A 5,641-nucleotide genomic window follows, 5' to 3' on the forward strand; every position below is an offset into this window, starting at 1 on the left:
AGTCCTCTGGCGCTTTCGAGCGTCCCCGGGCCTGCGGAAAGCTCCAGAGGGCTGGAGCACTCCAGGACGCTGCCGCGCTCAGCGCAAACCCAACTGCATGGTTACGGCTCAGCTCAACATGGACTCAGCAATGACGAAAAGTCGGCTCTGCGTCAGAGCTTCTACTGGAAGCCCGAGTTCGGCGAATCACGTTACGCAGGCGACTCCTTGGCGCAGTTGATGGCAAAATCGGTGGATGAGGTCTTTCAGTATGGAGAGAAAGGTGAGAACCACGCTTCCGAGCTGGCTCTTGCGCTCACCACGGTCGGTGATGTTGAGTTTGCGCGGCAGTTGTCCGCGCAACCGACCAACGTTCAAGGCCTTGTCTTGGATCTAATCGGTAGCCTCTGGCGTCGCTATGGCTTGAGCTACCCGCTCACGCAGAGCATCGCATCAAAACTAACGCCAACCGATACTGTTCCTGAAGGGATTTAGCAGCAAGCGCTCGCCTTTTCCTTCTCGCACGCGCTCTCGCAGCAGGGGCTGAGCGGTACGCCGTCCATGGATTCGGGGGCTTCCATGGCTGGATTCGGCTCCAGGGGAGCGAGGCCGAGTTCGCGGAGGAGTTTCATGTCCTCGTTGGCGCGGGGATTGGCGGTGGTGAGGAGTTTGTCGCCGTAGAAGATGGAGTTGGCACCGGCGAAGTAGGCGAGGGCTTGGGCTTCCTTGGATAGGTTGGTGCGGCCAGCGCTGAGGCGCACCTTGGCCTTGGGCACGGCGATGCGGGTGACGGCGATCATGCGGACGAAAGCGAAGGCATCGATGACTTCGTTGTCGCCCATCGGCGTGCCTGTGATGGGCATGAGGGCGTTGATCGGGATGCTTTCGGGCTGCGGATTGAAGTTGGAGATGACCTCCAGCATTTTCAGGCGGTCGTCGATGGTCTCGCCGAGGCCGAGGATGCCGCCGCAGCAGACGGACATGCCGGCGTCTTGCGCGTGGCGGATGGTACGCAGGCGGTCTTCAAAGGTGTGGGTGCTGACGATGTTCGGGTAGTTTTCCGGCGAGGTGTCCACGTTGTGGTTGTAGGCGGTGACGCCGGCTTGCTTGAGGTCGGCGGCCTCGTCAGCGCCGAGTTCGCCGAGGGTGACGCAGACTTCCATGCCGAGCTTGGAAACGTCGCGCACGATGTCGAGCACCTGGTCGAATTTTTGCGTGCCTTTGCGCACGCCTTTCCAGGCGGCACCCATGCAGAAACGCGTGGAGCCGCTGGCACGGGCGGCGAGGGCGCGCTCCATGACCTGCTCCTTCGGCATGAGCTTCTCCGCCTGCACGCTGGTGGTGTAGCGGGCGCTCTGGGCGCAGTAGCCGCAGTCTTCGCTGCAACCGCCGGTCTTGATGCTGAGCAGGGTGCAAAGCTGGACCGAGTTGTCCGTCCAATGCTCGTCATGCACGGCACGGGCCTGCTTGAGGAGGTTGAAGAAGGGCTGGTGATAGATGCGGTGAAGCTCGGCGAAGGTCATAGGGCGTGGGATTGTTGGCGCAAATGGGCGAGATGCACGGGAAAAGTTGGCTTGGAATCGTCCTCCTACCCGTGCTCGTGCTCGTCCTCGATCAAATCGGGTGCGCTGGGTGATAGCGGGGCCGAAGAATCGAGGACGAGTTCGAGTAGGAGGACGAGGACGATGGATGGAGTGCAAGACAGCCCCGCTCGAAGCCGATTCTTTGCACCACCATGAACCGCCGATCCTTCCTCCACCAAACGTCCGCGCTCGCCGCAGTCTCCGCTTTGCCAAAACTCCGTGCTGCGGATGCCGCGCAGAAAAAGCTCAAGGTGGCCGTCGTGGCGTTGGGACGTGGCATGGGGCATGTGCAGGCGTTGTTGAAGCTGCCGAATGTGGAGATCGCGTATCTGGCCGAAGTGGACCCGAAGCGTCTCGAAAGCGGCCTCAAGGTGGTCAACGACACGCAAAAGGTGTCGTGCGTGGGTGTGAAGGACTTCCGCACCATTCTCGATGACAAGACGCTCGACGCCGTCTTCATCGCCACGCCGAATTTCTGGCACACGCCCGCCGCGTTGCTGTGCATGCAGGCCGGGAAGCATGTGTATGTGGAAAAACCCGGCAGCCAGAATGCGCATGAGGCGGAGATGATTGTCGAAGCATCGCAAAAATACGACCGCGTGGTGCAGATGGGCAATCAGCGCCGCACCTGGATGAAGGAGGCGATTGAAGCGCTGCACGGCGGTGCCATCGGGCCGGTGCGTTTTGGCCGTGGCTTCTACTACAACACGCGCAAATCCGTCGCGGCGAACGAGAAACCCGCTGCGCCGGACATTGACTACAACCTGTGGCAGGGGCCGGTGCCGGATGATGCGAAGCACGACTTCAAAGCGCTGGCGCACTACGACTGGCATTGGTTCTGGCACTGGGGCAACGGCGAACTCGGCAACAACGGCATCCACACGCTCGACATCCTGCGCTGGGGCCTGAAGGGCGACTACCCGCTGCGCACGACCTACAATGGCGGCCGCTACTTCTTCGATGATGCCCAGGAAACGCCGGATACCGGCACGGCGGTCTATGATTTCGGCCACGCGGGCTGCGAATGGGTGCAGAGCAGCTCACATCCGCGTGCGGCGGAGAAGCCGCTCTCCGAAGTCATGTTTTACGGCGACAACGGCACCATGGCCGCCGGTCGCGACACTTGGACGATCTACGACCCGAAAGGCGTCGAAGTCAGCAAGGGCAAAGGCGCTGGCGGTGGCGATCCCGCGCACATCGGCAACTTCCTCGACGCGATTCGCGGCGAAGCGAAGCTCAACAGCCCCATCGTCGAAGGCCAGAAGAGCACGATGATGTGCCACCTCGGCAACATGGCCTACCGTACGAACACGGTGGTGAAATGCGATCCGAAGACCGGCAAGATCCTCGACAACACCGAAGCGCTGAAGCTTTGGGGCCGCGAGGGTTATCGCAAGGGGTGGGATGTGAAGGTGTAGCCCGAAAGTGGCCCGCAAAGTCCGCTGTGCGGCGCTTCGCGATCACATCTCGCTCCCTTGCAGCCTGAAAGCGGACTGTGCGGACTACTTTACGCGGCGTCGGCCGCCAAAGCAGCGTTGCCGATGATGCCGGCCTCGTTGCTGAAGCGGGCGGGCAGGATTTGCAGGCGCTCCCAGACGACGGTGCTGAGCATGCTCTGCACCTTGCGCTTGAGCGGGTCAAAAATCAGATCCCCGGCCTGCGCCACGCCGCCACCGATGACAAACGCATCGGGATTGAGCAGCCACGCGATGCTGGAGATTGCAGTGCCGAGCCAGTCGGCCACTTCGCCCCAGATCTGACGCGCGATGTCGTCGCCGGCCTGCGCGGCATCGGCGATCCGCTTGGGTGTGCAGTCGGCGAGGTCTTTATCGATGCCTGCTTCGGCGTAGCGCAGCACGGCGTGCTCGGCGATCTGCTGGTTGCCGGTGTATTTTTCGAGCGCACCCAGATTGCCGTAGTGACCGGGCTTGCCGTCGAAATGGATGCTCATCTGGCCGATCTCGCCTGCCACGAAGCCACTGCCGCGAAACATCTTGCCGTCCAAAACGATCCCGCCGCCGATGCCGGTGCCCATGGTGAGGCCGATGACGTTTTTGAGGCCGCGTGCGGCACCGTAACGAAACTCGGCATAGGCCATCGCGTTCGCATCGTTCTCGACGAGCACGGGCAGGCCGGTTTTCTCGCTGAGGATGGCCTTGAGCGGCACATGCTTCCAACCGGGGACGTTCGTCAGTTCATGCACGAAACCGTGATCGAAATCGACGAGGCCGGGCACGCCGACGCCGATGGCGCAGATGTCCGGGTATTTCTGTTGCAGCTTCGCGACGCGGGCGGCCATTTCGCCGATGAGCGCGGCCGGGCCGTGGAACTGGGCGGTGGGGATGGGTTCGTCGATGACGAGAAGTTCATCGCCCCGGCACACGCCGAGTTTCACGGAGGTGCCGCCGAAGTCGATGCCGATGGAGGTTTTTGCAGAGTCAGCCATATCAACCCGCCCTCAGAGCGGGGCGCGGAGATTGCCCACCAAACGCAGTCCGTGCAAGGTCAAATCGGGGTCCACGACAATGCGTTCGCTCATGCCGGAGATGATCCACTCCGCATCGCCGCCGGTGGCGACGACATGAGCGTGCTTGTCGCCCAGTTCTTGTTTCAGGGCCTCCAGGATGCCTTTGACCATGCCCCGGTAGCCGAAGGCGGCTCCAGCGAGGATGGCGGCCTCGGTGGACTGACCGATAACGCTGATGGGTTCGTGCAAATCGACGCGCGGCAGCAAGGCGGTGCGTTCGTGGAGGTAATCGGTCATCAAGCGCAGCCCAGGGGCGATGACACCGCCGATGTAGAACTTGTCGGCACTCAGGATGTCAAAAGTGACGGCGGTGCCGAAGTCGATAACGATGCCGGGGGCACCGTGCATGTGCGCCAGCGCCACGGCGTTCGCGAGACGGTCAGGGCCGATGCTCTCAGGCTTCGGGTAGCGAATGCCGATGCCCAGCGGCGTGTCGTAGCGCAGTTCGATGAGCTGAGCGCCGAAGACCTCACGAAACGCAGGCACGGCCTTCGGCACAACGCTGCACAGCACGGCAGTGCTGAAGTTCCAGCCACGCGTGATGTCACGCACAGCATCGGGTGAAAGCTCGCGCGTGGCATGCTCGCGGCGTTCGAGGATGGCATCACTGGTGGCGAGGCCGAACTTGGTGCGACCGTTGCCGACGTCGATGAGCAGGCGCTGGCTGCTCATGGTTTGGCCGGTGGCGCAGGTTCTGGCGGTGGTTCACCAAAGGTGCGCACTTCGATGGTACCTCCCGGCGCGGCTTTTTTTTCCACAGCAGCAGGCGGAGTCACCGGCTTGGTGGCATCAATGCCTTCTTCAACCGGCAGCGCCTTGGGCGGGTCTTTCTCCACATGCACGCAGGGATAGAACAGGTTGTAGTTGTGTCGCAGCGCGGCGGGAAAGGCGACGCGGCCCGGTTCGGTGACGTTTTCGCGCAGCAGCTTGCCGGTGAGATTGGCAAACACCTCGCCTCCGACCTTGGCGGCCTGCGCGCCGGTGCCGCCGACAACATTTCCGACTGCTCCAGCGGCCGACCGGCTGCCACTGCGGAACATGTCGCTGCTGATGCGGCGCTCTTGGATGGAAATGTAAGCTTGCGCGGAAAGCAGCGCACCATCGGGGCCGAAGCTCATCTCCAGGCTCGCGTGATCGTCGGAGGAAAACATGCCGCGCATATGATCGACGCGCACGGAGATGAAGATGCCGCCATCGGGCGCCTTGGAGATCTCCGGCTTGTAGGTGCGGTAGTTGCTCTCCGAGAATTTGTATTCAGCGGCCTTGCCGTCCTCTTTTTTCCAACCGCCGAGGCTCTCACCAAACTTATCCACGTCCACCTCCACGCCGGCCCAGGCGGCGGCGGTGAGGAGAAAGAAAACGAGAGTGATTGGCTTCATGCCTTCAAAGTGGGGCATGAACCGGTTATTTCAACCTCCCGGACGAGCTAAAGCCAATGCCGTTAAGCAATCCTGCAACGAACGCCGAACTGGCCCCTCACCTAACCTTTCGCTTCGCGGCGCTTCGCTAGCCCCGAAGCTCGCCTGTTTGCGCAACACGTTTCTCGCGGGGA

Annotated in this window: 6 protein-coding genes; 2 read left to right on the forward strand and 4 right to left on the reverse strand. The window is 62.1% G+C overall.

Features of this window, described 5'->3' with window-relative positions; genetic code table 11:
• Positions 1–474, forward strand: a 474-nt coding sequence (locus ACKVY0_RS29600; RefSeq protein ID WP_409218493.1) for a hypothetical protein, incomplete at its 5' end; no start/stop codon positions are given.
• Here the strand turns inward: ACKVY0_RS29600 and bioB are convergent.
• The gene (gene bioB / locus ACKVY0_RS29605; RefSeq protein ID WP_409218494.1) at positions 471–1,502 is read right to left on the reverse strand and encodes a biotin synthase BioB; all 1,032 of its coding nucleotides are present in this window, start codon (positions 1,500–1,502) and stop codon (positions 471–473) included. The two genes, ACKVY0_RS29600 and bioB, sit on opposite strands and share 4 nt — an antisense overlap.
• 212 nt (positions 1,503–1,714) lie before the next feature.
• On the opposite strand from bioB, the gene ACKVY0_RS29610 reads away from it, so the two are divergent.
• Positions 1,715–2,980, forward strand: coding sequence for a Gfo/Idh/MocA family protein (locus ACKVY0_RS29610; protein ID WP_409218495.1), 1,266 nt, complete (start codon positions 1,715–1,717; stop codon positions 2,978–2,980).
• Between the two features lie 89 nt (positions 2,981–3,069).
• Here the strand turns inward: ACKVY0_RS29610 and ACKVY0_RS29615 are convergent, their stop codons facing one another.
• The 3 genes from ACKVY0_RS29615 to ACKVY0_RS29625 are packed head-to-tail and all read right to left on the reverse strand — an operon-like array spanning position 3,070 to position 5,468.
• Positions 3,070–4,008, reverse strand: a complete 939-nt coding sequence (locus ACKVY0_RS29615; protein ID WP_409218496.1) for an ROK family protein — start codon at positions 4,006–4,008, stop codon at positions 3,070–3,072.
• A 12-nt stretch (positions 4,009–4,020) separates the two neighbouring features.
• Positions 4,021–4,761 (reverse strand): type III pantothenate kinase, encoded by a 741-nt coding sequence (locus tag ACKVY0_RS29620; RefSeq protein ID WP_409218497.1) that lies wholly within the window; start codon positions 4,759–4,761, stop codon positions 4,021–4,023.
• Positions 4,758–5,468 (reverse strand): hypothetical protein, encoded by a 711-nt coding sequence (locus tag ACKVY0_RS29625; RefSeq protein ID WP_409218498.1) that lies wholly within the window; start codon positions 5,466–5,468, stop codon positions 4,758–4,760. The genes ACKVY0_RS29620 and ACKVY0_RS29625 overlap by 4 nt, the downstream gene beginning before the upstream one ends.
• Between the last annotated feature and the right edge of the window lie 173 nt (positions 5,469–5,641).

The organism is Prosthecobacter sp., assembly GCF_046154365.1.
Lineage (GTDB): Bacteria > Verrucomicrobiota > Verrucomicrobiia > Verrucomicrobiales > Verrucomicrobiaceae > Prosthecobacter.